The organism is Bacillota bacterium (assembly GCA_040754675.1).
GTDB lineage: Bacteria > Bacillota > Limnochordia > Limnochordales > Geochordaceae > Geochorda.
Window position 1 is genome coordinate 1 of the sequence record JBFMCJ010000008.1, and the last position, 25,055, is coordinate 25,055.

24 protein-coding genes and 2 pseudogenes are annotated in these 25,055 nt (G+C 66.7%); 10 read left to right on the forward strand and 16 right to left on the reverse strand.

Annotation, left to right across the window (positions count from 1 at the left end; all coding sequences use genetic code 11):
- Window positions 1–30: 30 nt before the first annotated feature.
- From AB1609_01060 to AB1609_01090, 7 genes are all read right to left on the reverse strand, one after another.
- Entirely contained in the window at window positions 31–1,572 is a 1,542-nt protein-coding gene (locus AB1609_01060; protein ID MEW6045064.1) for a beta-xylosidase, read from the reverse strand.
- An 18-nt stretch (window positions 1,573–1,590) separates the two neighbouring features.
- The gene (locus tag AB1609_01065; protein ID MEW6045065.1) at window positions 1,591–2,502 is read right to left on the reverse strand and encodes a carbohydrate ABC transporter permease; all 912 of its coding nucleotides are present in this window, start codon (window positions 2,500–2,502) and stop codon (window positions 1,591–1,593) included.
- Window positions 2,502–3,452 (reverse strand): sugar ABC transporter permease, encoded by a 951-nt coding sequence (locus AB1609_01070; protein MEW6045066.1) that lies wholly within the window; start codon window positions 3,450–3,452, stop codon window positions 2,502–2,504. The genes AB1609_01065 and AB1609_01070 overlap by 1 nt, the downstream gene beginning before the upstream one ends.
- A gap of 15 nt (window positions 3,453–3,467) precedes the next feature.
- Complete coding sequence (locus AB1609_01075; GenBank protein MEW6045067.1) at window positions 3,468–4,763, reverse strand: sugar ABC transporter substrate-binding protein; 1,296 nt, start codon at window positions 4,761–4,763, stop codon at window positions 3,468–3,470.
- A gap of 93 nt (window positions 4,764–4,856) precedes the next feature.
- On the reverse strand, window positions 4,857–7,391 hold the full coding sequence (locus AB1609_01080; GenBank protein MEW6045068.1) for a glucoamylase family protein: 2,535 nt from the start codon (window positions 7,389–7,391) through the stop codon (window positions 4,857–4,859).
- A gap of 120 nt (window positions 7,392–7,511) precedes the next feature.
- Window positions 7,512–8,588 (reverse strand): LacI family DNA-binding transcriptional regulator, encoded by a 1,077-nt coding sequence (locus AB1609_01085; protein ID MEW6045069.1) that lies wholly within the window; start codon window positions 8,586–8,588, stop codon window positions 7,512–7,514.
- Between the two features lie 274 nt (window positions 8,589–8,862).
- Window positions 8,863–10,158 (reverse strand): ROK family protein, encoded by a 1,296-nt coding sequence (locus tag AB1609_01090; protein ID MEW6045070.1) that lies wholly within the window; start codon window positions 10,156–10,158, stop codon window positions 8,863–8,865.
- A 92-nt stretch (window positions 10,159–10,250) separates the two neighbouring features.
- Between AB1609_01090 and AB1609_01095 the strand changes: the two genes are divergently transcribed.
- From AB1609_01095 to AB1609_01110, 4 genes are all read left to right on the forward strand, one after another.
- Complete coding sequence (locus tag AB1609_01095) at window positions 10,251–11,258, forward strand: hypothetical protein (protein MEW6045071.1); 1,008 nt, start codon at window positions 10,251–10,253, stop codon at window positions 11,256–11,258.
- Between the two features lie 193 nt (window positions 11,259–11,451).
- Window positions 11,452–12,648 carry an ABC transporter substrate-binding protein gene (locus AB1609_01100; protein ID MEW6045072.1) on the forward strand — a complete coding sequence of 399 codons (1,197 nt, stop codon included), beginning with the start codon at window positions 11,452–11,454 and terminating at the stop codon, window positions 12,646–12,648.
- A 51-nt stretch (window positions 12,649–12,699) separates the two neighbouring features.
- Window positions 12,700–13,563: a sugar ABC transporter permease gene (locus tag AB1609_01105; GenBank protein MEW6045073.1), complete on the forward strand. Its 864-nt coding sequence runs from the start codon at window positions 12,700–12,702 to the stop codon at window positions 13,561–13,563.
- 23 nt (window positions 13,564–13,586) lie between these two features.
- Complete coding sequence (locus AB1609_01110) at window positions 13,587–14,468, forward strand: carbohydrate ABC transporter permease (protein MEW6045074.1); 882 nt, start codon at window positions 13,587–13,589, stop codon at window positions 14,466–14,468.
- 29 nt (window positions 14,469–14,497) lie between these two features.
- Here AB1609_01110 and AB1609_01115 read toward each other — a convergent pair whose 3' ends face one another.
- Entirely contained in the window at window positions 14,498–15,508 is a 1,011-nt protein-coding gene (locus AB1609_01115) for an aldo/keto reductase (protein ID MEW6045075.1), read from the reverse strand.
- 370 nt (window positions 15,509–15,878) lie between these two features.
- On the opposite strand from AB1609_01115, the gene AB1609_01120 reads away from it, so the two are divergent.
- Window positions 15,879–16,373: a GNAT family N-acetyltransferase gene (locus AB1609_01120; GenBank protein MEW6045076.1), complete on the forward strand. Its 495-nt coding sequence runs from the start codon at window positions 15,879–15,881 to the stop codon at window positions 16,371–16,373.
- 68 nt (window positions 16,374–16,441) lie between these two features.
- Here the strand turns inward: AB1609_01120 and AB1609_01125 are convergent, their stop codons facing one another.
- The 8 genes and pseudogenes from AB1609_01125 to AB1609_01160 all read right to left on the reverse strand — a co-directional run bounded on the left by AB1609_01125 (window position 16,442) and on the right by AB1609_01160 (window position 22,087).
- Window positions 16,442–17,005: a SagB/ThcOx family dehydrogenase gene (locus AB1609_01125; protein MEW6045077.1), complete on the reverse strand. Its 564-nt coding sequence runs from the start codon at window positions 17,003–17,005 to the stop codon at window positions 16,442–16,444.
- Between the two features lie 88 nt (window positions 17,006–17,093).
- Window positions 17,094–18,203, reverse strand: a complete 1,110-nt coding sequence (locus AB1609_01130; GenBank protein ID MEW6045078.1) for a zinc-binding dehydrogenase — start codon at window positions 18,201–18,203, stop codon at window positions 17,094–17,096.
- A gap of 80 nt (window positions 18,204–18,283) precedes the next feature.
- A complete protein-coding gene (locus tag AB1609_01135) occupies window positions 18,284–18,667 on the reverse strand; it encodes a VOC family protein (protein MEW6045079.1) in 384 nt (127 codons plus the stop codon).
- 226 nt (window positions 18,668–18,893) lie between these two features.
- Window positions 18,894–19,202, reverse strand: coding sequence for a crosslink repair DNA glycosylase YcaQ family protein (locus AB1609_01140; GenBank protein MEW6045080.1), 309 nt, complete (start codon window positions 19,200–19,202; stop codon window positions 18,894–18,896).
- 59 nt (window positions 19,203–19,261) lie between these two features.
- Window positions 19,262–20,119 (reverse strand): annotated as a pseudogene (locus AB1609_01145) (winged helix DNA-binding domain-containing protein).
- 92 nt (window positions 20,120–20,211) lie between these two features.
- Complete coding sequence (locus AB1609_01150; protein MEW6045081.1) at window positions 20,212–20,577, reverse strand: NUDIX hydrolase; 366 nt, start codon at window positions 20,575–20,577, stop codon at window positions 20,212–20,214.
- Between the two features lie 166 nt (window positions 20,578–20,743).
- Window positions 20,744–21,697, reverse strand: coding sequence for a LysM peptidoglycan-binding domain-containing protein (locus tag AB1609_01155; protein MEW6045082.1), 954 nt, complete (start codon window positions 21,695–21,697; stop codon window positions 20,744–20,746).
- Window positions 21,698–21,838: 141 nt separating this feature from the next.
- A pseudogene (locus AB1609_01160) lies at window positions 21,839–22,087 on the reverse strand (amino acid--tRNA ligase-related protein).
- Between AB1609_01160 and AB1609_01165 the strand changes: the two are divergent.
- From AB1609_01165 to AB1609_01185, 5 genes are all read left to right on the forward strand, one after another.
- Window positions 22,030–22,548 carry a hypothetical protein gene (locus AB1609_01165; GenBank protein MEW6045083.1) on the forward strand — a complete coding sequence of 173 codons (519 nt, stop codon included), beginning with the start codon at window positions 22,030–22,032 and terminating at the stop codon, window positions 22,546–22,548. The pseudogene AB1609_01160 and the gene AB1609_01165 sit on opposite strands and share 58 nt — an antisense overlap.
- 9 nt (window positions 22,549–22,557) lie before the next feature.
- Window positions 22,558–23,199, forward strand: a complete 642-nt coding sequence (locus AB1609_01170) for a nucleotidyltransferase domain-containing protein (protein ID MEW6045084.1) — start codon at window positions 22,558–22,560, stop codon at window positions 23,197–23,199.
- Between the two features lie 100 nt (window positions 23,200–23,299).
- Entirely contained in the window at window positions 23,300–23,728 is a 429-nt protein-coding gene (locus AB1609_01175; protein ID MEW6045085.1) for a nucleotidyltransferase domain-containing protein, read from the forward strand.
- A 21-nt stretch (window positions 23,729–23,749) separates the two neighbouring features.
- Window positions 23,750–24,220: a DUF86 domain-containing protein gene (locus tag AB1609_01180; protein ID MEW6045086.1), complete on the forward strand. Its 471-nt coding sequence runs from the start codon at window positions 23,750–23,752 to the stop codon at window positions 24,218–24,220.
- A 322-nt stretch (window positions 24,221–24,542) separates the two neighbouring features.
- A partial coding sequence (locus tag AB1609_01185) for a peroxiredoxin (protein ID MEW6045087.1) occupies window positions 24,543–25,055 on the forward strand: 513 nt, incomplete at its 3' end.

Sequence of the window (25,055 nt, forward strand, 5' to 3'; positions counted from 1 at the left end):
GCAAGGCCGCGCCCCGGGACGACCACTCGCTCACGAGGGTACGTCGCTCGCCGCCAACAAAACCAGCGTGGCACTGGCCGGGCTCAAGCGGACATCCAGCCGCAGCGGGCCACCAGCCGGCGCGGTGAGCCCCCGCTCCAGTCTAACCTGCTCGAGTTCCATCCGCTGCTTGAGTTCGGCGAGTTGCCGCGCGTCGGGTCGGGGCGGCGACCCCATCTCCCGCCAGGCCGTGTAGGCGTTGCTGTGGTCCCGATCGACCAGGTACTGCTGCAGGGTGAAGCGCTGTCCCCCGGCTCCGTGGAGTTCGACGCAGACGGCCTCGGGCGTCGTTGTGGCCGGCTCGGTCGCCGGCAGCACGTGGTTCCATACCAGGATCTGGATGGTGCCCGGCGCCGGCCCGGCCGTCGCGAGAGCGTCGACGCCCGGTGGCACCCCTTCGACTGCCACATCCAACCGCCGGTCGCCCAGCCTGCGCAGCATCCGGAACGCGTTGAACGAAGGTTTGCACACGCCGTCGACGGTCACGAGCCCAAACCCCCCGTGGAATTCCGCCTCCGGCCAGCCGCCCTCCTCGAAGATGTCGGATAACGTCCAGAAGGAGAACGAATCCACGTACCCGGCCACGTCCTTGACCGTCCTGCAGATGAACGCGGCCTGGTTGGAGCCGTCGAGTTCGGGGTCGTGCAGGTGCGCCGTCGAGTTCCATTCGGTCACGTGGATCTCGATCCCGCGGCCCGCGCGTTCATGCCCCCAGGCTTCTCGCCGGAGGGCTTCGTGCACGTAGCGGGCGTTGCGCCGCGCCATCTCACGCCAGTAAGTCTCCCTCGTGAACGGCACGTGCTCTCCGTCGAGCACCTGCCCGGCGTCCGTCGGGTAGCCGTGGTAGCTCACGAAGTCGAAGGGGGCACCCACCCCGCCAGTGCAGGCGTTTTTGCCCTCGAGGCAGTGCCGCACGAACGCGTCCACCCATGCCCCCGCTGCGGTGGCGGGGCCGCCAACCCGCAGGTCCACGTCGACTCGCTTGACCGCGGCGGCCGCCCAATCATACAGGCGCCAGTAATCCTCCTGGCTCCCGGCCCAGAAGTAGCGCAGGTTGGGCTCGTTCCAGACCTCGAAGTACCACTGCCGCACCTCGTCGAGACCGTACCGCTCGACGAGGTGCCGGACGAACGCCTCCACCAGGGCGCCCCACTGCGTCCAGTCCCGGGGCGGGGTCACGTTACCCTGCCAGTAAAAGCAGCTCTGCGTGCCAGATGCGAGCGCCGCCGGCATGAAGCTCAGCTCCACGAAAGGGCGCAGCCCGAGCGCTAGGATCCGGTCGTAAACGGCGTCAACCGCGCGCCACCCGTAGACGGGCTTCCCGTCGACCAGCCGGTACACCCCCAACTCGTCGTGAAAGATGCCGTGCGCCCGCACGTAGCGGAACCCGAGTTCGTCCCGCCCCATCCGGTAGTGGTCCAGAATGGCCTCCCGCAGCACCATGAACGGCCGCTCCGACCCGAAACCGAACTCCCAAAAGTGCGGAAATGGCCCGACGATTTCGGCGGCGTTGACCACGACCCGTGCTGCCATCGAACGCATCCTCCCACTTCAGCCTTTCAGGCCTGTCATGGTGATACCCTGAACGAAGTACTTCTGGGCCGCGAAGAAGAACAGCAGGATCGGGACCAGTGCGATGAGCGAAACCGCCATCAGCAGGTTGATCTGCGTTGCGCCGTACGCGTTCTGGAAGTACTTCAACCCGATGGAGAGCGTGTAGCGGGATTCCGAGTTCAGGTAGATGAGCGGGTTGAAGAAATCGTTCCAGTGGTAGACGATGGAAAAGACGCCCACGGTGGCCAGCGCAGGCCTGGACAGCGGCATGATGATCCGCCACAGAATGCCCCAGGAACTGCACCCGTCGATCCGGGCGGCCTCGTCGAGCTCCGTGGGGATGGTGCGGAAGAACTGGCGCAGCAGAAAGATGTTGAACGCGCCTCCGCCCAAGTACGACGGGAGGATGAGCGGCTTGAACGTGTCCACCCAACCCAGGTAGTTGAACAGCATGTAGGTTGGCACGATGGTGACCTGCGGGGGCAGCATCATGGTGCTGATGAGGATGGTGAACAGGATCTCCCGGTCGGGCGCCCGGAACCGCGCGAACCCGTATGCCACCAGTGCGGCCGAAAGCACGGTACCCACGGAGGCGGTGGCCGTGATGATCACCGTGTTGATCGCATATCGGTTGAATGGGACCGCGTTCCAACCCTGGGTGAAGTTGCTGAGGGTCGGTGAGGATGGGATCCAGATGGGCGGAATCTGGAACGTCTGCCATGGTTCCTTGAAGGCCGTCGATACCATCCAGAGGAAGGGGAGCGCGAACGCGAACCCCAGCACGCCCAGAAGGAGGTAGCCGAAGGCGGCCTTGAGGACATGCCGCCACGCTGCCGCCCGCCGCCGTGCCAGCGCTGGCCGCAGTGTCGCCGCATGGGTCGGGTGATGGGCAACCCGATCCACTACCATCACCTGCCCCCTTCCCCGGCGTAGTAAACCCAACGCCGAGATGTCCATGAAATGATCAGCGTGAGCGCCAGGATGACGACGAACAGCACCCACGCCCGTGCCGATGCGTATCCCATCCGCCCGTAGCGAAACGCGTTGTTGTAGAGGTGCAGCAGGTACACGTACGTGGCGTCGAGTGGCCCGCCTCCGGTCAGGACGTACGCCTGCATGAAGACCTGGAACGCTCCGATGAGCCCCAGTACCAGGTTGAAGAAAACCACCGGCGAGACCAGCGGCAGTGTGATGCGGAGGGTCTTCGTCCACCAGCCTGCCCCGTCCAGCTCAGCACTTTCATAGAGGTCCTGCGGGACGTCCTGCAGCGCCGCCAGGAAGATGATCATGGGCACACCGACGTTCCAGAGATTCATGATGATAATGGCCGGCATGGCCCAGTGCGGGTTGCCTAGCCACTGCGGACCCTGGATGCCGGCCCGGGACAGGGCGTAGTTGAGCAGGCCGAAGCTCGGGTTGAAGATCCATCCCCACAGCAGCACCACGGCTACACCGGAGGTGACCGACGGGAGATAGAAGATCGTCCGGAACAGCGCCATGCCCCGGAACTTCATGTTGAGCAGCGCCGCCAGCAAGAACGCGATGACCAGCCCCAGGGGAACGCTCACGAACGCATAATATGCGGTGTTGACCAGTGCCTTCCAGAACAACGGATCGTCCCGGAACATCTCCCGGAAGTTCGCCAGCCCGACGAACTCCCACGCACCGAAGAGCTGGGCGTTGCTGAAGGCGAGCACCAGCGAGTAGAGCAGCGGCCCCAGCGTCAGGCCGAAAAAGCCGACCAGCCACGGGAGGACGTAGAAGTGGAATTCTACGGCCTCCCGCTGCTGGAGCCGGCTCCTGGCCTGCCCGCGGGTTACCTGTGCCCGCTTGCCTGCCCGCAAGGCCAGTTTCGCCATCGCATCAAGCCTGCTTCACTTGAGAGTGGGCAGGATCTCCCGCGCCTTGCCCGCGAACTCCTTCATGGCGCTCACCGGGTCGGCCTTGCCCAGGTAAATCGCCTGCCACGTGCGGTCGTACGCGTCGTTGATCTTGGCGTAGAAGCCGCCCATCGGGTTGAGGATCCCGAAGGCGAACGAATCCACGAACGCCTTGAGGTTGATCGGCGTCCAGCCCGGTTGGGTCTGCTTTACGAACGTCGTATAGGCGACATCCTTGACCGACGGGATGGCGATCCGGGCAGCGATCTCCGATGCCCGGCGGTCCGTGCTCATGAACTTGACGTACCGCCACGCCGCGTCCTTGTCCCTGGCCCTGGCGTTGATGGCGTAGCCGGTGGTCCAGATGAGGGTCACCGGCTTGCCCGTCCTTGGGTCGGCGGGCATTGGCGCAACGTCCCAGGCGAAGCGCTTTCCGATACTCTGCTGGAACGTCGGGATGTCCCACGTCGCCATGAAGATCATCCCGGCCTTCCCTGCGTAGAACCGCTGGTCGGACGGCATGCCCTGGCTTGCCGCCGCATCGGGCATGACCTTGTGGAGCTTCATCATGTCCAGGAAGAACTGGATACCCTGGGCGACCTTCGGGTCGTCCGCCAGCACCTTGCTGTGGTCCTCGTTGAAGATCCGCCCGCCGAAGATGTGAGGAGAAAGGGTGGCGATGGCCCAGTGGTCGGCTGCCCCGTACACCTTCTGTAGACCTTCGCCTCGGGTCAGTTTGCGAGCGTAGCTGAGGTAGTCCTCCCAGGTCCACCCCTTGGAGGGGTAGGGGAGTCCCGCGTCGTCGAACAGGTCTTTGTTGAAGGCGACGACCAGGGATGCGCCGGTGATCGGCATGCCCTCGCGCAAGCCGTTCGGCCATACGTAACCGCTGTCAATGCCGGGAAGCAGGATCGCGGCCGCATCGAGCCCGTCTTTGCGCACGAACGGCTGCAGGTCCTGGAAGACGCCGCGGCGACCCCGGTTGCCGTGCCAGTCCGCTGACATCATGATGACGTCTGCCGCGGTCCCCGCCGCCAGCGTGGTATCGAGCTTACGCTCCCACTCCGGCCCCGGCGGGGTGATCTCCAGCTGGACTTCCACATCGGGGTTGGCCTGCATGAACGCCTCGGTTTGAGCCCTGCGGTTCTGCATTTCCTGCGCGTTGCCCCACCCGAATACCGTGATCCGGCTCTTCGCCAGAGCTCCGGCAGCTCCGGCGGTCGTGACCAGGGCCACCACCAGGACCACGGCGGATACGGCCCGTCCTGTCCGACCATGCCAGAGACTCAACATCCCAGGCTCCCATCCCTTCTGCTTCAGACTGATTTGGCTGGCCCTGCCTGGCCGCGCACGGGGCCAGACCGCGTCTCTGAGAGTGCCGGCTCACTCGAGCGTGAGCGTGCCCCAGAGGTCGGGGTTGGCCCACACGGCCGGAACGTTGTTCCACGCCAGCATGTTGGTCCTGACGTACTCCCCGGTGCCGGCGTTTCGGTTGCTGGTGTTGTGAATGGTGAACGAGAATCCCACCGACACGCCCGGCTTGCCCTCGATTCCGAGATGCTCCAGGGGAAGTGCCACCTCCAGGGCGTAGCCGTCGGCAGTCCGGCGTGAGGCGACCAGAACACCCGGAGCAGTTTGGTCGATGGGTCCGGGGCGGGCGTCCTCGTGGCGGACGGCCTGTACGTGGCCCGCGGTGTCGAATGGCAGGATCGCCAGCTTCATGATTCCAGCCGCGGACCCCGCCCGGGACGGGTCGATGTAAAACTCCACCGAGTCCGTGCGGTAAAACGCCTTGCGGTCATCGGGCGCGATATTGCTCACGACGACCGGGTCGGTCACCTCGGCAGCCAGGTATAGGAACTGCTCGTCCCACTGGGCCGCGAACCGCCCGTGAAGCACCTGGCGCGCCCGGTCCACTTTCTCCAGCCCGGGGTCCGGCACGTTCATGGTTTCGTCGACCACGTTGAACGGCACATTGGCCCACTCTGCGAGCTCTGCGTCCACCTCGACGGGCACACTGCGCCGAACCGCCACGGCCTGACGCTGTTCTACGCCCATTTGCATCTGGCGGAACTTCGCCTGGTAGGCCGGGGTGATGGCATAGTCCGACGAGCGTTCGACGAATCCGACCTTCTTCAGGGCCTCGCGGACCGGCTCGTTCTGCATGAAGTAGCGCCAGATGAGACCGGTGCGATAGTTCTCGATCATCAACAGCAGGTCGCCCTGGTCGATGCCGATGAACTCGGTCGAGTACCAATCTTCATCCCCGTTGAACGCGCTCACGAACCCGTACTTTCCCCAGATGAGCGGGCCGTAACGCTCCAGCATGGTACGGATGGCCTTGAGGGAGAGCTCCGGCGTGAACGGGATCGAGGCGATGGAGGCGTACGGCGCGATGGTTCCGTCGTGGTTATTCTCGGAAGCCCCGTACGCCCTGTAGCCGGCCGGCCCGTCCGACGCGCTCAGGCCCCAGATGTCGGGCTCGTAGGTCTTGTAGCGGTCTCGCTGCCGCAGGCTGAAGCGGCGATTGTGGCGCGTGGCGGCCGCCGCGTTGTTGAAGTAGTTCGCGTAGGCGTCTTCCACATGGCGCAGGTCAAGCCAGACGAGCGGATACTGGTAGACGAAGAGGACTTCGGCCGGGAGCGCGATGTGGTCACCCTGGATGGGCCGGTGGATCTCGTCCCACGCCGCGGCTGGAATTGGACGCGTGGGTGACCCGATAGCAAGGATGTGGAGGAGCAGGCCCTCGTTGAACGTGTTCCAGCGAGCCTTGATGAACCCGCCCTCCGGGGTCCAGCCCATTGAAGGCGTGGTGCCTTCGTTCATCATCCACTGCCAGTCGGCGGCCTCGTAGAGTCGGCTCGCAAAGCTCTCCACCTCGGTACCGGCAAAGTATTTCCCGACGGTGAGGGCCCCTGCCAGGAACAGCGCCGTATCAATGGAGGACAGTTCACTCCCGGGCGAGCGACGTCCGGTGCTCATGTCCACGAAGTGATAGAAGAACCCGTTCTTCCCCTCCACGCCGCCTTCCGCGAAGGTGCGCAGCGTGGTCAGCGCCCGGTGGTACCCTTCGTCCCGGGTGATCCAGCCCCGCTCGATGCCCACCGGAAGGGCGCTGAGGCCAAACCCCACCGCCGCGATGCTGGCCGGCGCATCGTCACGGCTGCGGTCGCGGACGAGCCCGGTGATCGGGTTGGCTTGCTCCCAGAAGTAGGCAAACGCCTTGCGCTGGATCACGGTGAGGAGTGCGTCGTCACTGAGTTGAAGCAGCGTCGCCACTTCCTGTCTGGCCCCCGGTGAAGCACGGTTCATCAGCTCGGAGCGCGAGAGCCGCGTGGTGACGCCCATGGCATCGAGGTAGAACGGTTCGGTCAACGGCACCTTCTGTCCCTTCGCATCAAACCCCGCGAACGCAAGGTAGATCATGTAGCGCCGGCTGGGGTCGACCTGGCGCATGGCCCCGCCGAGCGGGTAACGTACCTCGTTCCAGCCTGCTTTCGCCTTGGTGTCGGAGAAGACACCCCCGACCCAGTTCCACCCTCCGGTCAGGTCGGCCATGCCGAGGAAGAACATGGTGGGCATCAACCGAGTGCCTTCGGGGATGTAAACGTGGAGAACGACCTCGCCACCGGTTGCCCACGCTGCCGTCCGGTGGCCCTCGAGGGGTATGGCGAGCTTGGTTTCGATGGCGCTTCCGCTGGGAATGACCTTCAGCGAACGCGAGCCGTCGGCGGCAACGTCACTGCTGAGCTCGAAGCGCGCGCCCGTGTTATCGTTGCTGATGCCCGCGATCTCCTGGGGGTCTTCCATCGTCCACAAAAGCGTCACCCCGGCGGGAGCGGCCAGAGCCGCCAGGGCCAGCGCCCCGACGGACCCGGTGATGACGAGCAACCCCAGGACCCCGCGAATGTACCGCAAGCGCGTTCACCCCCTGTAATCCGGCCTGCTTGATGGATTAACCGGTTAAGTTTACGTCCATACCAAAGTCCTTCTTTTCCGGCCGCCGCCAGGGCCGGCTCGCTCACAGGCGAACGCCTCTCAGGGTTCGGGCGCGCCGACCACCTCCCGCTCCGAAGCCGGTGCATCGCACCGTTGGTTTTCGCCCGGCTCAGGGCGGAGCTCCTGGCACGTCTCCCGGATCACCAGCGTCACCGGAAGGAGGATGTTGCGAGGCTCCGGCTCTTCGCCGCCGATGAGACCGACGAGGAGTTCAACGGCCCGCCGGCCCATCTCGTAGGTCGGCTGCTTGACCGTGGTAAGCCGTGGCCGGATCATGGACGATGCCTCGATGTCGTCGACGCCTACGAGCGACACGTCCTCCGGCACCCGCCGCCCGGCACGGGTGATGGCCTCCAGCGCGCCGATGGCCATCTGGTCGTTGGCTGCCAGAATGGCAGTGGGCGGATCGGGAAGGCTCATCAGTTCATCAGTCGCCCGAAAGCCACCCTCCCGCGTGAACTCGCCAACCCGGACGTACGCCTCGCGCAGTGCCACCCCGAAAGCCTCGAGGGCCCGCCGAAAGCCCGCGAAGCGGTGCCAGGTGTCCCGGGACTGGAGCGACCCGTGGATGAACGCGATCTTCCGGTGGCCCAGGCGATACAGGTATTCGGCCGCCTTGAAGCCCGCCTCCGCGTTGTCCACGCTGACGGAGTACAAGGACGGCCCGGCGTCCGGATCGTCGAGGAGCACGAACGGGCGGCCGGTCGCACGGAGCTTCTCGAAGTAGGCGCGTTCAAGGTGGTACGTCATCAAGATCACGCCGTCGACGCGGCCGCTCGTCAGCGAGTCGACCACCTCGCGTTCTCGATGGGGCTCCGAGTGCGTCGTGCAGAGGTTCAGGGTGAAGTCCCGCTCGTTCGCGGCGCTTTCGACACCGCGGATGATGTCCGCGTAGAACATGTCGGAGATGTCAGGGATGACGAGGCCGAGGGTCTGGGTCTTCTTGTTCGCGAGGCTACGGGCCACGGTATTGGGGCGAAAGCCGAGCTCATCCATGATGGCCAGCACCCGCTGCCGGGTCCTGGCGCTGACGCCCGGCCGGCCGTTGAGGACGTAGGAAACGGCGGCCTTGGACACGCCCGCCTTCGCTGCGATGTCTCGGATGGTAAGTCCCACCGCTGGGGGCACCGCCTCCGTATTAACTTAACCGGTTAAGTTAACACGCGCAACTACACGCTTGCCTCGAAGCAAACGTTACTGCGGTAACCCGTCCCGTGTCAAGGGCAGTCGGGCCCGAGATCGCCCTGGAGGGGGTGTGCCTGTGGCTTTCGTCCGGGCCCAGGCCCTCGTTCGAATCTCGTCGATATGGCCCCGCCCGGCGCTCACCACTACCCCGCGGTCGCTACCATCCGGTGACCGTGCCGGTCACCGTGCCCTCGCGGCGCCTCGTTTATCGGCCGGCCATGTCGCCATGTGCGGCGTCAGCTGGCGCAGCCGCCCGGTGATGGCCGGCTTGGCGCGGGCCTCTTCCCGTTCCCTGGTGCCAGATCGGGGCAGACTCCGAGAAGAACAGCGCCTCGAGCGCCAGGCTGGCGGCGCCCACCAGGCCCAGGTCGTCGCCCAGTGCCGAGAGTCTAACGCTGACGCGGTCCCGGATCCACGGGTGGAGTCGCCCGGCCAGCGTCTCGCGAAGAGGCTGGATGATATGCTCCCCGGCCCGGGCTACCGGGCCGCCGGCGACCACGGCCAGGGGCCCCAGTACGTTGATAAGGTTAGCGCAGGCCATCCCGACCCTTCGCGCGGCGCGGTCGAGCACCCTCCTGGCGCCGGTGTCGCCGGCTTGGGCAGCGTCGATGACCGTGTCGATGTCCGCATCTTGCCCACCTGTCGCTGCCGGCGCCCCAAACTCCGCCACCAGGGCGTCTTCACCCGCGAACGTCTCCAGGCAGCCCCGGTTGCCGCACACACAAGCGGGCCCGTCGGGATCCGCCACCGTGTGCCCGAGCTGGCCGTCTCCTGGCGCGCCCCCCGTGTACAGCTCCCCGCGGATCGCGATTCCCGAGCCGATGCCCGTGCTCCAGTACACCTCGAGGAAGCTGTCGACCTCGCTGCCGGCGCCGTAGCGAAGCTCGGCGAGCGCCATGGCCCGGACGTTGTGGTCAACCACGACAGGCAGTGCCAGCCGCGACTCGAACCACTCCCTGAGCGGCACCCCGTGCCAGCCCATGTAGGGGTCGCTCTGAGCGATGCCGCTTTCGCTGTCCACCACTCCGGGAGCTCCCACGCCCACCCCGAGCACGCGGTCCCGGGCCCGCGAGGCAGCGACGAGGGAGTTTGCCGCCGCAGCAGCCATTGCGACGGCCTCCTGCGGAGCGCTACGACCGTCGCCTTGCAGAGGCAGGTCTCGCGCTGAGACCACGTGGCCTTTCAGATCCACCAGCCCGACCCGGACCCGCTTCTTCGAGAACTGGATGCCCACGGCCAGGCGCGCGGCCGGATCCAGGTCGAGCAGGATGGGGTTCGGGCCACCCCGGCTGCCCGCCGCGCGCTCCGCCGAACCGACCTCGGTGAGCAGGCCCCAGCTGCGCAGTTCGCCGCACAGGGTGCTGATGGCGCCGCGCGTCAGCCCTGTCTGTTCGGCGAGCTGGAAACGTGCCAGCGGCCCGCTGCGGCGCAGGATGCGGACAATGGCGCTGAGGTTCTGAGCGTGGAGATCGGCCCGCCGCAGGCCAGGATCCAGCGCCATGAGGGCCACCCTCTCTTGACGGAAGTTGGTTAATATGCTAAATTAACTCTGTCACAAGAAACCCCTTGCAGACAAGACGGGGGCGGATACCTGTGCACGACGCAGTGAACGCCGTCGATCACCTCCACGGCTCGGACCTCCGGCAGTGGGCCCGGATGCCCCGGATCGACCCGCGCCAGGGAGTAACGGTTTTTTCGCCTCCTGCCCCGGGGCAGGGCCACTGGGTGGGAGCCCCGAGCGCAACCTACGACCCCGAAAGCGGAACGTTTTACCTCTACCGGCGAATCCGCTACCCGCGCCCGGTTCGGGGTGGGGAGTGCCGGATCGCCGCGAGCCAGGACGGGCTTCGCTTTACAGACATCTGGGTCATGAGCCGCGACCAGCTGGAGAGTTCGTCCATCGAGCGCTCCGCCCTTGTGCGCAGCTTCGAGGGGGACTGGCTGCTCTTCGTGAGCTACGTGGATCCCTCGGACGGCCGCTGGCGCATCGACGGGATGCGCGCCCCTTCGCCCGACAGCTTTCAGCCCGCCAAACGCTGGCCTGTACTTACCGCCGAGTCGACGGGCACGCAGGGGGTCAAGGACCCGGTCGTCTACAAGTCCGCCGGCGAGTACTACCTTTTCTTCACCTACGCGCACGTGGGAGCGCAGGCAGAGGGTACAGCGCAGCTCCGGATGCACGAGTCGGGGGACGCGTTCAACACGGGCGCCGTGCTCTCCCGCTCGGCGGTGGCAGTGAGCCGTGACGGCCAGCACTTCAGCGTACTGGGGGACGTGCTCGTACCGCCCGAGCGTGGATGGGATCGGGACACCACGCGTACAACGTGCGTGGTCTACGTGCCGCCTCAGTTCATCATGTTTTACGACGGTAAAGCGCGCGTCGAGGAAAACTACGAGGAACGCTGCGGCTACGCCGTGAGCTTCGACTTTGCGCGCTGGCGCCGGGTGACGGTGGACGGCCCCTGGCTGGTGTCTCCGTGGGGCAGCGAGTCCCTGCGGTATCTGGACGTGGCGGCGGCTCAAGGTCGCCTGTTCGCCTACTACGAGATGTGCCTGCCGGACGGCTCGCACGAGCTGCGGGTGAACGTGATCGAGCCGTGACGTCAGACGACGGCGGTGCTGTCCGCCTGGAGCGGCGCCGGTTTGCAGGAGGCCTGAAGCCTCGAAAAGGCTTGGGAGGAGAGGTGGCACAGGACATGTCAGGCCGGGTCACGATCCGGGCTCGGATCGCGGCGGCCGCGCTGGTGATCGTCGCTGCTACGGCCCTCGGCACGGCTGGGCGAGCGCGGCGAAGGTGAAGTTGGTGTACGCCATTTCGCCCCGAGAGGTGGGAGCGGTTACCCAGCAGCTCCTGGACCGCTTCATGGCACAGCACCCGGACATCGAGGTGGAGTGGCTCAAGGTTCCCGGGGTACCCGGTGAACAGCACAGCCTGTACGTCAATCAGCTTACCGGAGCAAGCTCGACGCCTGACGTCATCGCGCTCGACGTGATCTGGCCTGGCGAGTTCGCGGCAAACGGCTGGGTTGCGCCGCTCGACACTTACTTCACCCGGGACGATCTTCGGGACTTCCTCCCGGGCATGCTTGGGGCGGCCGTCCAGAACGGCAAGATCTACGCCATCCCGCTTTACATCAACGGCCTCCACCTGTACTACAGAAAGGACCTTCTCGCGAAGTACGGCTTTGAGCCGCCCAGGACGTGGGAAGAGCTGATTCACCAGGCCCAGGTCATCGTACAGGGGGAGAAGGACCCCAATCTGCGCGGGTTCGTCAGCATGTGGGCCAAGATCGAAGGCCTCTTCATGAACTACCTGCAGTTCCTGTGGGGCGCGGGGGGCCGCTTTTTCGGGCCGGACGGGCGCGTGGCGGTCAACGGGCCCGAGGGAGTGAAGGCGCTTCAGACCATGGTGGACATGATCTACCGGTACCGGATAGCACCGGAGAGCGTCCTCACCTACCGCCCGGACGACGCCCGGGTCCTCTTCCAGCAGGGACGGGCCGTCTTCATGGTGGTGCAGGACTTTGTCTGGCCCATGCTGACCGGGCCTGACTCGCCGGTGAAAGACAAAGTGGATTTCACGCGGGTGCCGTATTTCGAGGGCCACGCCGAGGCGAAGACCACGGCCCTTGGCGGGTGGCTGCTGGCCATCAATGCGAACTCCCGGCACAAGAAGGAGGCCGCGGAGCTCATCCGCTTCCTGACCAGTTACGAGGCGATGCTGAGGACCGCGGTGGTGACGGGCAATTTGCCGGCTCGATCGTCCGTATACCGGGATCCGGAGCTGACCCGGGCGTTCCCGGCCGCGCTCAAGCAGTTCGCGGACTTCGAGGTGGGCGACGTGCGGCCATCGGCCGTCGCCGGGCCGAAGTATCCGCAGCTTTCGGAGATCATGCAGGTAGAGGTCACGTCGGCGCTCTACCGGCGCAAGACCCCGCAGCAGGCGCTCAACGACGCTGCGTCCCGCATCGAAGCGCTTCTGGGGCGCTGAGCGAATCCGCGCAGGATGCGGTTGCGGGGGTAAACGGGAGGACGTCGGGGTATGAAGCGTGAGGCCGGCTGGTGGCTGGTGCTGCCTGCATGTGCGGTGGTGGGCCTCACGCTTCTTGCTCCCGTACTGTACACTGCCGCGCTGAGCTTCGCCAACTACTCGCTGGCCGGCAGGGGGTCGACGAGCTGGGCCGGCGTGTCGCACTACCTGGGCCTGCTCGGAGACGAGGAGTTTCGGGTATCCCTTGTAAATACACTGGTCTTCGCGTTCGTGACGGTGCCTGCCGAGCTGGTGATGGGCCTTGCGCTGGCCGTCCTCATTCACCGGTCTTTTCGGGGCAGGGGCCTGGTGCGCCTCGCGGTGCTGTTCCCGTGGGCGCTGCCGACGGCACTCAACGCCATCATGTGGCGCTGGATGTACAACACGGACTACGGGCTGTTCAACGCCGTTCTCCTGCAGGCCGGGCTGATCGAGCAGCCCGTCAACTGGCTCGGCACCATCCCGACCGCCATGATCTCCATGATGATCGTGGCTGTCTGGAAAACCAGCTCGTTCATGGCCCTGTTGCTGCTGGCGGGCCTGCAGGCGATCCCGGAGGAGCTCTACGAGTCCGGCCAGATCGACGGAGCCACGGGATGGGCGGCATTCCGGCGGATCACCCTGCCGCTGCTGAGGCCATCCATCCTGGTGGCGGTCTTGCTGCGGGGCATGGATGCGTTCCGGGCGTTCGAGCTGCCCATGAACCTCACAGGAGGCGGCCCCATCAACACCACGGAGACGCTTTCGCTGTACGCGTACAAGGTGCTCTTCCAGTTCGTCGATTTCGACTACGGCTCCAGCGTGGTCATGGTGCAGTTTCTGGTGCTCTTCGGCCTGAGCGTGCTGTACATCCGCGCGCTGCGGGCCGAGACCTGACCCGGGAGCGGAACGGGCGTCGGATGATGGCAGTAGTGCAGGCGGTCAGGCAGCGGGTGCCGGCGAGCGTCGCGGCTCGCCTGCGGCGACGGGCGCCGGTGTGGTTTTACGCGCTCGCCGGTGCGGTGGCGTTGCTATCGCTCTTCCCGACGCTGTGGCTCTTCGTCACCTCGATCAAGCCATCCGCGCAGATCTACGCGTGGCCGCCGGTTTACTTGCCCCTGCGCCCGACGTTGGACAACTACCGGCATCTTCTTCAATCAGCGGACCTGGTGCGGTACATCCTCAACAGCGTCATCGTCTCAGGGGCGGCCACGCTGGGCGTGCTGGCGCTCGGGGGGCTTGCCGCGTACTCCCTGGCGCGCCTGCGATACCGGGGGCGAAGGGCCATCATGGTCGGGCTGCTGGCCGTCAGCATGTTTCCCGTGATGGCCATCATCCCATCGCTCTTCCTCTTCTTCCGCCACCTGGGCCTCATCAACACCTACCCGGGCCTGATCCTGGGGCACACCGCGCTGTTTTTACCCATGGGGATCTGGATCCTGGCCAACTACTTCAAGACCATTCCCGTGGAGATGGAGGAGGCCGCTCGGGTTGACGGGTGCTCGCCCGTGCGAACCCTGTGGAGCGTCATTCTGCCGCTTGCGGTGCCGGGGCTGGTGGCGGCAGGCCTGATCGTTTTCATCATGTCGTGGAACGAGTTTGCGATGGCGCTGGTGCTCCTGTCGAAAAACGAGCTGCGCACGGCGGTCGTGGGCATCTCCCTTTATCCCGGGGAGTACGCGTTCCCGTGGGAGACCATCAGCGCCGCGACGTTCCTGTCGATCCTCCCGCTGCTGGTCCTCACGTTCGTCTTCCAGCGCTACATCGTGGGCGGGCTGACCGCCGGGGCCACGAAGATGTGAGCGCTTGGGTACCCCTGTACCGCTATATCTCATTGCCGCTCTCGGCTGGCGTTGGCGATGAAGTCGTAAGGGTAAGGGAGCGGCACCGCACTTGCCTCGTCGAGCCGGGCGAGTTGAGCGGCGTCGAGCGCCCAGCCGCTGGCGCCCAGATTCTCCTCGAGCTGGGCCAGGCTCCGGGCGCCGATGATGGGGGCGGTGACGCCGGGCTTCTGCAGGAGCCAGTTGAGGGCCACCTGGGAGGGGGTGCGGCCCACCTCCTCCGCCACCTCGACCAGCGCATCGACGACCCGCCAGGTTCGCTCGTTGGCATAGCGGACCCAGCTCTCGCTCCATCCGCGGCGGTGGGCCTCCTCGATGCGGGTTCCCGGCGGTGGAGCCGTCATACCACGGCGGAACTTGCCCGTGAGCCAGCCACCCCGCAGCGGGCTCCAGGGGATGACCCCCAGGCCCTCGTGGAGGCAGACGGGGATGAGTTCCCACTCGGTGGAGCGGTCCAGGAGGTTGTAAAGGGGCTGGAGGCTGACGAAGCGTTCCCAGGAGTGGGAGCGCGCCACGTCGATGGCCTTTTGCAGCTGCCAGCCGCTGTAGTTGCTGGCACCCAGGTAGCGGACCTTGCCCTGGCGCACCACGTGGTCGAGGGTCGAGAGGGTCTCCTCGAGGGGCGTGGCGGGATCCCAGCAGTGCACCTGGTAGAGGTCGACATAGTCGGTGCCGAGGCGGCGCAGGCTCGCGTCGAGGGCCTGGATGATGTGCTTGCGGCCCAGGCCGGCGTCGTTGGGGCCGCCGCCCATGGGGAAGCGCACCTTGGTGGCGATCACGTAGTCGTCGCGGCGCTTGCCCCTGAGCCACCGGCCAAGGATCTCCTCGGAGACGCCCCCTGCGTAGACGTTGGCCGTGTCGATGAAGTTGCCGCCAGCTTCGGCGAAACGGTCGAGCATGCGGATGCTCTCGTCTTCGGACGCTTCGCGGCCGAAGGTCATGGTGCCCAGGCAGAGCTCGCTCACCTTGAGGCCGGTGCGTCCAAGAAAGCGGTAGTTCATCGGCTCTTTACCCCCCGATGTGGCGTGATGCGACCGCCCATGGGGCCGGCGGCGGCGCCTGGCCCGGCTCCGTGCCGGCCATACGTGTGGAAGCGATCTACGTCATTTTGTCTCGAACGGGTACGAGCCGTCCAGAGGTGGAGGCGTAATGATCGGTTTCATCGAAACAACGAAGCAGCATCAGGCTGCCATCCGACCACGGGGTAGGTGGACCGGAGTGTTGGAGATCCCACGTCCCGCGCTTCCCCCGCCCTGGGATGCCTTGTTGGGCCCGGGGCGTCGCCTACCTCCGACGTCCCTGCCCCGCTCGCAGCTCGGGCCGCCCACAGCGAACGCGGATCGGTAGTTGATGCTACGAAGATGGGGGCTGATGGCCCTGAGGGGAGTTACGATTCGGCCGGTACAGGAAGCCGACTTCCGGGAGCTTACCGTCCTGGTTCGGGAGTTTCACGAGTTTCATGTCCGTGCGGTGCCCGACCACCTCAAGTACGCTACGGAGGCGGAGCACGAGGCCGCCCTGCGTGAGGGGCTAAAGAGTATCCTCGGCAACGGGCGGGCGCGCCTTCTGGTCGCCTGCGTGGACGGCCACGTGGTGGGCTTCGTTGAGGCCTACGTCCACGAAACAGAGCCCAGCCCGTTCGTTGTTCAACGGCGCTGGGGTCTCGTGCAGAGCCTGATGGTTTTGCCGGCCTTCCGGGGAATGGGAATCGGGACGCTCCTTATGGAGCACGCCCACCGGTGGTTGCGAGAACAGGCCGCGACCGAGGTGAGGGTCGACGTGTGGGAGTTTGAAGATGGACCTCTGGGGTTTTACGAGAGACTTGGCTATCGCACGCTCCGGCGAACGCTGGTGAGGGGTCTCTAGCAATCGCGGGGAAGCGGGACCGTGACACCTGTCGGCATCGTCACCAGAGGCGTTGGCAGTGGGGCGCCCTACGCCCCTGTTGCAGGGCGTCCGATCGGGAGGATGTAGAGCGGCTCTTCCGGGATGCCCAGAATCCGGCGAACGGCTTCGTCGTCGAACGCCCCGACCGCCACCGTGCCCAGCCCCAGCGCCTCAGCCTGCAGGTAGACGTTCTGGCAGGCGTGCCCGGCCTCCATGAACACGTAGCGCACTCCCCGCCGACCGTAGCGCTCGGTCGTGCGCTCGGGGACGGCAGCGACCACCAGCGTCGCCGACGCGGCCGCGACGAACTCCTGGGCGAGCGCTGCCCTTGCCAGCTGGGCTCGTATATCTCCCGAGCGGAGCGGTTCGAGCGCGTGGGACGCCGGCCGGTAGCGGTACGAACCGGCCGGGATACCCGTCACTTTACCTGCGACGGCCACGATCTCCAGGGGGAAGGTGGCGCCGGCGGACGGGACCGTGTGGCGGCCCTCCGAAGGGTCGACCACGCCGTAGGCCGCCCACAGGAGCTGCGAAAGCGCTTCGACGGGTATCGCCTCGTCGCGGAACTCCCGCACCGACCGGCGCCGCGCCAGCACGGTTTCCAGGCTCATCGAGCCCTCCGTTCGAGGCGGTGGCAGTTGCACGGCCTCGCTCACCTCCACAAGGCGGGGTGCCAGAGGGACTTCACTCGCTCCCTTATCATCCCACTTGCAGGGCGGCCTTCATCACTGCCGCCTTCCGAACGTCCTCCAGGGCCTGGTTGACAGCCTCCAGCGGGTACGGCCGCACCAGGCGGGACAGGTCGAAGCGGCGGCGGAGTTGCTGGAGGGACCTTACGTACTCGACGTAGTGGGCCTCCGAAAGCCCCCAGGACCCGAGCACCTTCAATTGCTTGCGGGTAATCCAGTGCGGGTTTATGGGCACCGTCCCGTGGTCCGTGTAGTGGCCCAGCACCAGGTACCTGCCGCTGGCTCGCACCATCTGCAGCCCTTCGGCGACCGCCTCCGGCAGCCCCACGCATTCGACGACCACGTCGGCGCCCCGGCCCTGTTCCGTCTCGGCCAGCACCCGCCGCACCCGCTCCGCGGGGTCGGTCACCTCGAAGATGTTGACGTGAACGTCTCCCACGCCGAGTTGCCGGGCCAGCTCCAGCCGGCCTGCGGGCCCGCCCACGAGGATGACCTTGCTCGCCCCGGCCAGGTGGGCGAACATGGCCGCCGCCATCCCCACCGGCCCGCTGCCCTGCACTACCACCACCTCGCCGAGCGCAACGCCGGTCACGTGCAGCAGGCCGTGGACGACGGTCGGTCCGGCGCAACCCAGCGAGATGACGTCGGCCGGCGTTACGTCGGGCGGGATGCGCACCAGGGTGGAGCCCGGTTGCAGGTAGGTCAGCTCCGCCCATGACCCGGAGAGCCCGGGCCACCGGTCCGCCGGCTGGTTGATCCCGTAGATCCGCCGCTGGGGGCACAGCGTGCGCTCTTGCAGCGTAAGGCACCAGTAGCACCGGCCGCACGCGATGCTCGAGGCCCAGCCCACCCGGTCGCCGGGGTGCAGCGGGTTGCCCAGCGCGTCGTGGGTCAGCCCCTCGCCCAGGGCGACGACCTCGCCCACGCCTTCGTGTCCCAGCACCAGCGGGGTGGGGATGGTAAGGTGCCCGCCGGCAAGGTGCACGTCGGTTCCGCAAATGCCGCCATGAATCACCCTGACCAGTGCGGCTCCCGGCACCAGCTCCGGCACGTCAAGTTCACGGATTGCCAGGGGCTGGCCGAAGTCCTTCAAGACGGCTGCCTTCGCTCGGGCTGCCATGCATTCGCCCCCCTCTCGTCCAGACGGCCGGGCGGCTTTGAGTCCGGCAGAACGCCGCGCCCGCTTCCAGCGCCAGTTTGTCACCCCGATCCTTCGCTCGGGCGTTCCGCCCCGCCCTTGGCCTTGAACAGCCCCAGCACGTTGCCGCTGGGGTCATGGAACAGCGCGTACCACCCCACGTCCGGGATTTCGGTCTCGGGAACGACGGTCTTCCCGCCGAGCGCCTTGACCCTGGCCAGCGTGCCGGGGATGTCGTCCGTGGAGACGTAGACCACGACGTCCCCGGGCTTCCAGCGCCCACCCACCGGGTTGAAGCCGCCGCCTGGGCCGGACGGAGGCGTGAACAGGGCGTAATCAGAGCCCCAAGGTTGCGTCTTCCATCCGAACAGCGCCCGGTAAAACGCCTGGCTGTCGGCAAGGTTCGTCGATGACAGTTCGACGTGGACGATCACGTGGTTGGCCATGAGCGAGCCCCCTGTTGGAGTCGTTCTAAGCCGAGCATTGACGCTCCCGGCTTCGTGCTGGCGGTCATCGCCGCCACCGGCGCCCTGACTACCACCGGTCGGTGCGGGGTTCCTGCCGCTACCCGGTGGCCGGGATGGCTGTCCGGCCCTCCTCTGCCTCGGTTGTGGGATGCTACCGGCTGCCCTGGCGTACATACGCGGCCTCCTCACCCAGGAGCCCGTACGTTCAAGCACGGCGGTCGTCCCGGTACTCCACGCGTTCGGCGCCGAGGTCAGAGGCCAGCGCCTCGATGGCGGCGCGCACCCGTGCGAGGCGTTCGGCGGAAGCTTCCACCTCCGGCTCGAAGGTGAGGCGGTCCACCTGCAGCGTTCGGTCGGCGCGGTTCAAATGGGCGTCCAGCCGCCCGACGAACCGGTCCCCCTCCAGCACCGGCATGGCGTAGGGCCCGAACCGGCGCTTCTCGGGCTTGAGGTAGATCTCCCAGGTGTAGTCGAACCCGAAAAGATCCACCAGGCGTTCCCGCCGCCACAGCACGTTGTCCAGGGGCGGGAGCAGGTAGACGTCGGCGCCACCTCGGCGTCGGTGAGGGATTCCAGCAGGGGGAGGCGATCGGTCAGGACGTAGTAGCGGCGGCGCACGCCTTCGACCTGGACGGGTGCCAGCACGCCTTCCGCCACGAGCCGCTCGACGGCCGCCTTGCGCTCGACCGCCGGCCATCTGCGCCAGCCGAACCGGAAATCCCCCGGGTCAGCCAGCCCGTATGCCCGCAGGTACTTGTGCAGCAAGGGCTCCCAGGAGGTGGCCACGTCCGCTCCGTCCCACCCCAGCCACTGGCGGGCCAGGGCGAAGTGCCGCTCGTCGGCCTGACGGTAGGCCACCACCACCTCACCCCTCTCCCAGAGATGTTCGAGCGCCTGTGAGGTGGCCTTCGTCCTGGGCAGATGAAGGTCCCAGTACCCTTCCACGCGTTCGCCCGACTTCAGGCGGCGGGCCGGGAGCGGGCCTTCGGCGCCCAGCCGTTCCCGGACATAGCCCATGGCGGTTTCGAGCGCCGGTCGGAACGCCGGGCGGGCGGCCCGGAACCGCGCCCGGATGGGTTCGAACAGCGGGTAGTCGTCCATGGGCAGGACGCAGCGCGCGTTGGCCCAGTACTCGAAGACGATCTTCCGGCGGTAGAGCGCCTCGAGGTGTTCGGGGCGGAAAGAAGCGACCCGGTTGCGCAGCACCAGGTGGTGATTGCGCTCGACCACAGCCACGGGATCCAGCTGTACGGCCTCGAGGCGGCGTATGGCTTCGAGCGCGCCGTCCTCGCCCCGAAGCTGCTCTCGCCACGGCGCGCCTTCCTTGTAAGGGGGGCGCCCTTTCGTCCAGCGCAGCAGGCCGCTGGCGGCGAGGATCAGGCGCCGGGCCGCGGCGGTCGTCACCGTGCGGGGAGGGTTACTATAGCGCATCTCGCTCAGCTCCTGCCGTGGAGTTCTCTCATGACCGCGCAACCACCTGATACGCCCTTTCCCTGCAGTGCCCTTCGGCGCGGGAGCGAGCTTCACTGAGAGCTATCCAACTGCTCGGCGGGGCCGGGCGGCTGCCGCTGTTTGAAAAGGGGCGGAGATGTGTCGGGGCTTGATGGCGGCGCCACCAGGTGGAACACGTGCCATTCCTCCTTGTTCGGGGGGCCGCCCTCTTCCGAGTGCCAGGTCCGGTAGGCCACGGTCAGGCGATGCAGCGCCTCGAATCGGTTAAGGCCGGTTTCCTCGGCCACCTCGCGGAGCAGGGCCTGCTCGATCGGCTCACCAGCCACCGTTCCCTTAGGATTGCGCAGGCTTTGGTCGTGTTGATTGCTGTGTCGGGTCGGGGTGAGACGGCGAATCTCACAACCTCCGCCCGCAAAGAGCGCGGGAAGGCAAGACATCCGGGGCAACCGATGGTCCACCCGCCCCGGCCCGGTGGTGCTGGCCGGCCACAGCGGTGAAGGTCCGGCGCTTTGCGCATGCTGGTCGACCCCGCGCACGACAGACCGAGGGCGGGTCGGAAGAGGCGGAGCGGCAAAGTCGCCCCGCCTCTCCGTGGCTCCGGGCTCACCGGCAGTTGGCGAGCGCCCCGCTGAGCTGCGCCGGCCCCGGGACGCTGGTCTGGGTGTTGACCGGCCGCACCAGCACCAACGCCCCGACCCTGAGGGGCGGGAGGTTGGCCAGGGTCCCGGCCCAGGTGGGTGGCGTTTCGGTGGTCGGCTGGAGCCGGAAGCGGAACTCCGTGCCAGCCTGGACCACGACCGCCTCGTACGCATCGAAGTTGTCCAGGTCAGAGGGGCTGGGTAGCGCGTGGGCGGCCACGGTGACCGCGAAGTTGGTTGGGCCCGGCGGAAGCAGCTGGCGCACCAGGGCCACGCCCACGGCGTTGGAGCCGGGCACGGGCACGACCTGCCTCAGGACCAGGCAGCACGGCACAGGCGGCGCCGCGACGCCCGGGATGCACAGCTTCTGGCCGGGGAAGATGAGGTTCGGGTTGGGAAGTTGCGGGTTGCAGGCGACGAGCTGGTCAAGCGGCACGTTCAGCTTGGTGGCGATGATGAACATGGTGTCGCCCGGTACGACCGTGTAGATGCCGCCCTGGCACTCGGGCCCGCAGACCGGGATGGCGCCGGTCGGCGTGCACAGCGCCTGGCCCGGGAAGATGAGATTGGGGTTGGGAACCTGCGGGTTGCACCCGATGAGGGCGTCTACGGAAACGTTGAGCTTGGTAGCGATGGTGAAGATGGTGTCTCCGGGCTGGACGGTGTAGATGCCGCCCTGGCAGTTGAGGCTGCACTGGGGTGCGCCAGGGATGCACAACTGCTGGCCGGGGAAGATGAGGGCCGGATTCGGAACCTGGGGATTGCACAGAATCAGGGCCTCCAGCGGCACGTTGAATCGGCGAGCGATGAAAAACATGGTGTCGCCTGGCCGGACGGTGTACACACCGCCCTGACAGCCGGGCCCACATGTGATGAGCGGCGCCGAGGTACCGAAGTCCTGATTGCCAGGAACCTCCATCCTGCAACGGCCTCCCTTGCCCGGGATGTCGGGGAAGTCCACAGCAGGATATGAACGGGAGGATCCTGAGCGGCAGGAACCGGATCCTGAAATACGCAGGAGCGGGCACGGTTCAAGGCGCTTCACGTCTCGGCGGAACAGGACCGCCTTCCGTACGCTGGCCAGCCCAAGCAGTTGCGCCACAAATAGCTCCCGGCCGGTGGCGAACCCACCATGCGGCGGCATGCCACGCCGGAACGCAAGGACATACGATTTCGAGCCCGCGGCCCCAGGAGTGGGACTCGAAGGCGGTCCTGGCTGTCCGAGCGAATAGGAGTCCGCGGAGGTAAACCATGCAACGGAGCGTTGGGCGGGCGCGTGGCATCGGGCAGACGGGCAGGTCGGCGGCAGCGTTGGCGGCCGCGGTGCTCAGCCTCGCGCTGGCGTTCACCGGCATCGGGTCGGGCTTGGCCCGAGCCGGGCCGGGTGCAGAGTTCATCGGTGAACTGGCCATCGACCTGTCGAGGGGCTTTGGGGTGCAGGTGCAACTGCTCCCGGAGGCGATCCCGTACCTGTTCCTCGACTACCACCGCAGCGCGCAGGTGCCGGGCACCAGCCTGGGGCTGCGGGGCGTGGTGCGCCACAGGCCGAGCCACATCCGGCTTGGGGCGGGGACAGGAGCCCGCATCGAGGATGGCACCGGCAACGTGGGCCCGTATGGGCTGCTCGGCATCGAGTGGTTCGTGCTCTTCTGGGAAAGCGAGTGGGTCTTCGACGGTGCGCCGCGGCGGGAGATCCGGAGTGGCGTGCGCCTGCGGTTCGGGGGCGGCAAGCCGGCCGAGGGCGAAGCTGGTAGCGGCCTTGAGGTCTGAGCGGGCATGATGAGCAATGCCGGTCTGAGGGCAGCGCTGCGGTGGCCCGACCTGCCCCCGCCCTACAACGGGGCGCTTCACGCCGCGCTGGACTTCATCCTCGAGCGGGCGGGTGCCGACCGCATCCTGGCCATCTACGCCACGGGCAGCGTGGTCCGCGGCGAAGGCGGCCCCCACAGCGACCTGGATGTTTTCGTGGTGCACGACAACCCCTGGCGCCAGCGCGTCCAGCGGCGCTTCGGAGGGGTGCCGGTGGAGCTGTTCTTCAACCCGCCGCACCGGGTTCGGCGCACCTTCGAGGAGGAGCGCAAGCGCCGCCGGCCGGCAGCGGCGCACATGATCGCCACGGGGTTCCCCGTGTACAAGTCGGGCCCCGAGGCGGCGACGCTTCGGGCGGGGGCTCAGGCGGTGGTGGACGCGGGCCCGCCGGCGGTCGACGCCGACGAGGCGAACCGGGCCAGGTACCTGGCAGTTACGCTGCTCGAGGACGGGGAGGACGCCGCAGCCCGCGACCCGGCGGCGAGCCTTCTGCTCCTGGCCAGGGCGGTGGATGTGGCGGTGCGGTACCGCTACGCCGTCGCCGGGCGCTGGGAGCCTCGCGACGCGGAAGTGGTGGGCTGCCTCGCGGGGCCCGACCCCGAGCTGCGGTGATTCACGTGCCGCCGGTGCTTTGCCGCTTTCGCGTCGTGCTGAACCCGGACCCGACGACGCCCTCCGAGATACAATAGCCGCCGAGGGGGGACGATGCTCCGTGCAGGGGAGTCAAACGGCGAGCGTTGACCTGGACCGGGTGGCACAGCACGTTTGTGGCTGCGTCGCACGCTTCCCAGCGGTGGCGGGGGCCTATCTCTATGGATCGGTGCTTGCGCGGATGCACCCTGCCAGTGACATCGATGTGGCTGTCATCGTCGCTCCGGGGCTTCATACCGAACTGTTACAGGTGCTAACGCTCGAAGCCGAAATTGAGTCGAAGCTTGGCCGTTGGGAGGGTCGTCCCTTCCATGTAACCGCACTGGATCCCAAGCGGCCGCTCTTTTCCTTCCGCCCCATTCACGAGGGCCGACTCGTCTACATCGGCGACGAGAAAGCGCTGACGGATTTCATCGAACAGGTATCCCGAGCGTACGCTGACCTCTCCCCGAGGTACCGGCGCGCGGTGCAGGAAGTCCTCGAACGCTGAACGCACGCGAGGGGGGCCGCCATGGACATCGACCGGCAGCGGGTCGAAGAACGCCTTGCCTATATCCGAGGCGAGACAACGGCGTTGCGAGCACTCCTCCAGAGCCAGACGGACGTTTCCGTACTCCTTCAGGACCCATGGAAGCGTCGCGGGGTTCGGTATGCACTGCAGACCGCCATCGAGGCCATTGCAGACGTCGCCTACCACATCTGTGCGAAGGGCTTTCATTATGCGCCCCCTGATCCGCATGAAGCGCTGGACCGCCTCGGGCAGGAGGGCGTTCTCACTACTGAGCTTCTATCCAGGTTGCACGGCATGGTCGGTCTAAGGAACCGTCTTGTGCACGGTTACATGGATGTCGATGACGCGCGGGTGCTCGCATTACTGAACGGGGGCCTTGGAGACTTCGACTCCTACGTGGCTCAGATCAAGGAGTTCCTTTCCAGGTTCCCGGGCGCCGGCGCGCCGCCCGTCGCACAGCCTCAAACGTAGACCGTTCTCGACCGCACCGCGAAGCCTCGCATGCCAGGGTCCCCAGGGCGGTCGATGCCGGGGGGACCAGCGGTTGGCCACAGCGCTGACGGCCGTCGGGCCCCTCCGACCATAACGCCCGGTCGCCGGGTGCAGCGGAATCCGGCTCAAACAGGACACCTGTTCTCATCGAGCAGGGCGTATTGCCCCGTTGCACCGGGACAATTGTCTCTTGGCCGCGTGACAACTCGGCGGCACAATAACGATAGCCATTCGTTAGACATAGCCGTTCTCCAGAAGGGAGCGGCGGTCGACCTCACACGAAGAGGGGGCTGCTCGATCGATGGGTTCCGAGTCCGTGGGACTGTCGAACCAGCAGACGTTGCTTCGCATCGGCGAACTGGCTCCGCCGTTCGAGGCGCAAACCACGCATGGGCCGCTGAAGCTGTCGGATCTGGCCGGACGGTGGGTTTTGTTGTTCTCCCACCCGGCTGACTTCACGCCGGTGTGCACCACCGAGTTCGTGGCTTTCGCCCGGCGCTACGAGGAGTTTGCCGGGCGCAACGTTCAGCTCGTCGGCCTGAGCGTGGATAGCATTTACGCCCACCTGGCCTGGATCCGCAATATCGAAGAACGCCTCGGGGTACGGATCCCCTTCCCGGTCATCGCTGACCTCAGCATGGAGGTCGCCCGGCGCTACGGGATGATCCACCCGCAGGAGGGCTCCACGGCCACCGTTCGCGCCGTGTTCGTCATCGACGACAGGCAGGTGCTCCGGGCGATGATTTACTACCCCATGTCGACCGGCTGCAACGTCGACGAGATCCTGCGGGTCATCGACTCGCTGCAGACCGTG